The sequence below is a fragment of the Candidatus Limnocylindria bacterium genome, assembly GCA_036523395.1.
Lineage (GTDB): Bacteria > Chloroflexota > Limnocylindria > P2-11E > P2-11E > CF-39.
On sequence record DATDEH010000029.1, the window covers coordinates 1 to 3,905 of the forward strand.

Genomic DNA, 3,905 nt, shown 5'->3' on the forward strand with positions numbered 1-3,905 from the left:
GCGCGCGGCAGCGAGCCGTAGCGCTCGAGGGCGAGACAGAGCGCCGCCGCCTGGCCGGGAACGCTCACGGAGGTCGCGCCGTCGACGTTCGCGCCGCCCTTCACGGCGGGCCACAGGTACATGCCCGCACGCGAGCCGTCACCGACGAGCTCGAACATGTCGGGCCGCGCGGCGAGCGGCGCGCGCGTGGGCCCTTCGATCGAGACGACGGCGCCGTCGGCGCGACGGATGACGAGGCCGGCGATCCCGCCGATGCCGCTCGTGAATGGCTCGACGACGCCCATCACGAACGCGGCCGCGACCGCCGCGTCGACGGCGTTACCTCCGTCGCGCAGCATCTCGATGCCCGCCTCGGCCGCGAGGTGGTGCTCCGCGGTGACCATCCCGCCGCGAGCCACTGGCTCGGTCTTGGAGTGCCGCCACTGGCTGCGGACGTCGGTCATGCGCGCGGATACTAGGCGTGAGATGCGGTATGCCGCCGTGGGCTTCGATCTCCTCACCGCGCTGCTCGACTCGTGGTCGCTGTTCTCGGATGTCGCGGGCGGTCGTGAGCTGGGCATACGCTGGCACGCCGCGTCGCAGTCGTCGCTGCGCGGGAGACCGTATCGCCCGTTCGAGGACATCGTGCGTGATGCCGCGGCCACTGTCGGCATCGACGGGTCGAAGGCCGACGAGCTGCTGCGGCGCTGGGGCGAGTCCGTGCCGTGGCCCGACGTGCCCGACGTTCTCGCGCGTCTGGATTCGTACACCCGGTTCATCGTCACGAACTGCTCGGAGCGTCTCGGCACGCTGGCAGCCGCGCGCGCGGGCAGGTTCGACCTCGTGATGACCGCGGAACGCGCCGGCGCGTACAAGCCGGATCCGCGCCCGTACCGCGCGGCGCTGGACGCGCTCACCTTGCAGCGACAGCGCGTGCTTTTCGTCGCGGGATCGGCGCACGACGTCGGCGGCGCGTCGCGCGCCGGGATGGACGTGTACTGGGCGAACCGCGGTCGCGTCCCGGCGCCGGCCGACGCGACGGCGCTGCGCGAGGAACCGGACCTCCGCGGCCTCACCGAAGTGCTGGAGGGTTAGCGATCCCCATCGGCCGCGACGCCATCGTGCTGCGCGACGACGGTCTGCCGTGCGATCCGCGAACGGACCTCGACTGGCTTGACTGGGTCGCAGCGGGCGAAACGCGCAACTGGTGCCGGAACGACCTGCTGCTCGACTGGCTCAACGAGTACCCGACGATCCACGGCTTCCTGCGCGACGACCAGCTTCCCGGTTACGACGAGACGTTCGACCTCGGGCGCTTCCTCATGCGGCAGGGACGCGCGTTCGAGAAGGCGGTCCTCGCCGGTCTCGCGCAGCGCTGGGAGCTCGTCCGCATCACCCACCGACCCGATGAGGCGCGGCTTCTCTCTGCCGCTATCGCGACACACGAGGCGATGGAGGCGGGGGTGCCGATCGTCGCCGCCGGTGTCGTGCGCGATCCGGAGCTTCGGATGTTCGGTGTCGTGGACCTGCTCGTCCGCTCCGACGTGCTCGGCCAGCTCTCACCCGGCGCCTTCGTCGGCGACCCGCTCGAGCTCGCGGCGATCGGCCTCTCGCACGGGCGGCACTACCGCGTCGTCGATGTGAAGTTCAAGACGCTCGAACTTCTGAGGACAGGCGGACTGTCCACATCGCCCAGCGATCTCGACACGCTCGCGCAGGCGTGGGTCTACAACGAGGCGCTCGGCCGGATGCAGGGCTACACGCCGCCGGCGTCGTACGTCGCGGGCCGCGCGTGGAAGCAGGGCGAGGACCGCGGCGATCGAGCGTGGGATCGCCTCGCGCGCGTCCCGCACGACACGTTGGTGCGTGGCCGCAACGCGGATCTCGGCGAGGTCGTTCAGCAGGCCGCGGCGTGGATCCGGCGACTGCGGACGGAGGGCGCGGAGTGGCGTGTCCTTCCCCTCCCCTCGGTCCCGGAGCTGTGGCCGAACATGAAAGCGGGCCAGGATGGTCCGTGGCACGACGCGAAGACGAAGATCGGCGCGGCGCTCGCCGATCTCACGATGCTTCCGCGCGTCAATGCGACACATCGCGCGCGCGCGCATGACGCGGGCGTGACGCGCTGGGATGATCCACGCGTGTCGTCGCTTCTCCTTGGGATCAGCAGCGAGAAGGAAGCGGCGATCATCGATGCGGTGCTCGCGGTGAACCGGCCAGGCGGCGAGACCGTTCGGCCGGAGCGCATGGTCGTCGCGCCGCAGGTCTGGCGGCAGCGCGCGCCGGTCGAGGTCTTCGTCGACTTCGAGTTCCTACCCGACCTGAACGACGACTTCGCCGCGTTCCCGCGCAAGGGTGGTCAATCGATGATCTTCCAGATCGGCTGCGGCACGTATCGGGGCGCGCAGTGGCGTTTCGAGCAATTCACGGTGGACGACCTGTCCCTTGGCGCGGAGGCGCGGATGATCGACGCATGGCTCGCGCACGTGCACGGCATCGCTCGCGAAGCCGGCTGCGAGGTGGTAGACGCGCGACTCGTGCACTGGTCGCCGGCCGAGACGAGCAACTTCGAGCGCGCATACGACAACGCGAGGGCGCGCCATCCCGATCGCGACTGGCCCGTCCTCACCTGGTTCGATCTGCTCCACGAGGTCGTGCAGGCCGAGCCGCTCGTCGTGCGCGGCGCGTTCTCGTTCTCGCTGAAGCCGATCGCGAGGTCGCTGCATGCCCTCGGCCACATCCAGACCGACTGGGGCGAGGGTCTGGCCGACGGCGCGGGCGCGATGGCTGGTGCGTGGAATGCCGCGGTCGAAGCGAAGCGCAAGGGCGTGACGCTCGGCGCGACCGACGTCATGGGGGAGATCGCGCGCTACAACGAGGTCGACTGTCGCGTCATGGCGGAGATCCTCGATTACCTTCGGCGTGAGCGCTGAGCCGGGCTATGGGCGAACGACACGGACCGCGACCGGCTTGGTGACTCCCTTCAGCATGACCTCGCGCCGCTCGGCCGCGAAATCCAAGCCCGCTGAGTCAAAGGTCACTTCGGAGCAGACGATCTCGCCCGCCAGCGCCTCGGAAGCTAGGCGCGCTGCCACGTTCACATCCTCGCCGAGAGCGGTCAGCTCGAGCAGTCCGCCGGTCCGACCGACGGTGCCGATGAACGCGGTACCCGAATGCACGCCGACGCCGACGGGTATCCAGGCCGGACCGCGACCGGCATTACCAGTCACGCGCAGCACCTCGAGCGCGGTCTCGAGCGCGCGCTTCGCATGATCGCGACCCGCGTAGCCGGGGACGAAGTAACCCACGATCTGATCGCCCATGAAGCGCTCGATCAGCGCACCACCGCGGATCAGCGCGTCCACGCCTTCGCTGTAGAAGCGGTCCATCATCTCGTGCATCCCAGCTGCGCCGAGCCTCTCTGCCATCGGCGTCGAGCCGCGAACATCGGCGAAGAGCGCGCTGAGCTCGACCTCGGCGCCGCCTTTCTTCTTCATCAACCGGCCGATGCACACAGCGCAATACCGAGGGTTCTTCGCGAATGGCGCTTTGCCGAAGGCGCGAAGAACGGGAGTGAACGGGCCCTTGAAGGGCGTCGCGCAGAGCTCGCACCGCGGTGGACTTGGGAGCCGGGCGAATGTCGAATGTCCGAAGCGCACGAAGCGGTTCGTTCCCATGAGCATCGAGCGCCAGATCTCTTCGTTCCCCCGGTCGACTTCCTCAGGCATCCCCGCTCAGCGGGATACTGGCACGACGTCGGTCAGACCGCCCCGAGTGCTCCGTCCAGGTCCGCGATGATGTCGTCAGCGTCCTCGATGCCCACCGAGAGGCGCAGCGTGCCCTCGTTGATGCCCATTCGCGCGCGTTCCTCCGGGGCGACGCGCCGGTGCGACGAGATCGCCGGGTACAGCACCTCGCTGAACAGGTCG

The 3,905-nt window shown here is 69.5% G+C and carries 5 protein-coding genes; 2 read left to right on the forward strand and 3 right to left on the reverse strand.

Annotation, left to right across the window (positions count from 1 at the left end; translation table 11 throughout):
* A partial coding sequence (locus VI056_03490) for a gamma-glutamyltransferase (GenBank protein HEY6202085.1) occupies nucleotides 1–443 on the reverse strand: 443 nt, incomplete at its 3' end.
* A gap of 22 nt (nucleotides 444–465) precedes the next feature.
* Between VI056_03490 and VI056_03495 the strand changes: the two genes are divergently transcribed.
* Together VI056_03495 and VI056_03500 are read left to right on the forward strand one after the other, a co-directional pair.
* Nucleotides 466–1,074, forward strand: coding sequence for an HAD-IA family hydrolase (locus tag VI056_03495; protein ID HEY6202086.1), 609 nt, complete (start codon nucleotides 466–468; stop codon nucleotides 1,072–1,074).
* 26 nt (nucleotides 1,075–1,100) lie between these two features.
* On the forward strand, nucleotides 1,101–2,909 hold the full coding sequence (locus VI056_03500; protein HEY6202087.1) for a hypothetical protein: 1,809 nt from the start codon (nucleotides 1,101–1,103) through the stop codon (nucleotides 2,907–2,909).
* Between the two features lie 6 nt (nucleotides 2,910–2,915).
* On the opposite strand, the gene VI056_03505 is transcribed toward VI056_03500, so the two are convergent.
* Nucleotides 2,916–3,704 carry an adenylate/guanylate cyclase domain-containing protein gene (locus tag VI056_03505; protein ID HEY6202088.1) on the reverse strand — a complete coding sequence of 263 codons (789 nt, stop codon included), beginning with the start codon at nucleotides 3,702–3,704 and terminating at the stop codon, nucleotides 2,916–2,918.
* A gap of 32 nt (nucleotides 3,705–3,736) precedes the next feature.
* Nucleotides 3,737–3,889, reverse strand: coding sequence for a PLP-dependent transferase (locus tag VI056_03510; protein HEY6202089.1), 153 nt, complete (start codon nucleotides 3,887–3,889; stop codon nucleotides 3,737–3,739).
* Nucleotides 3,890–3,905: the final 16 nt, after the last annotated feature.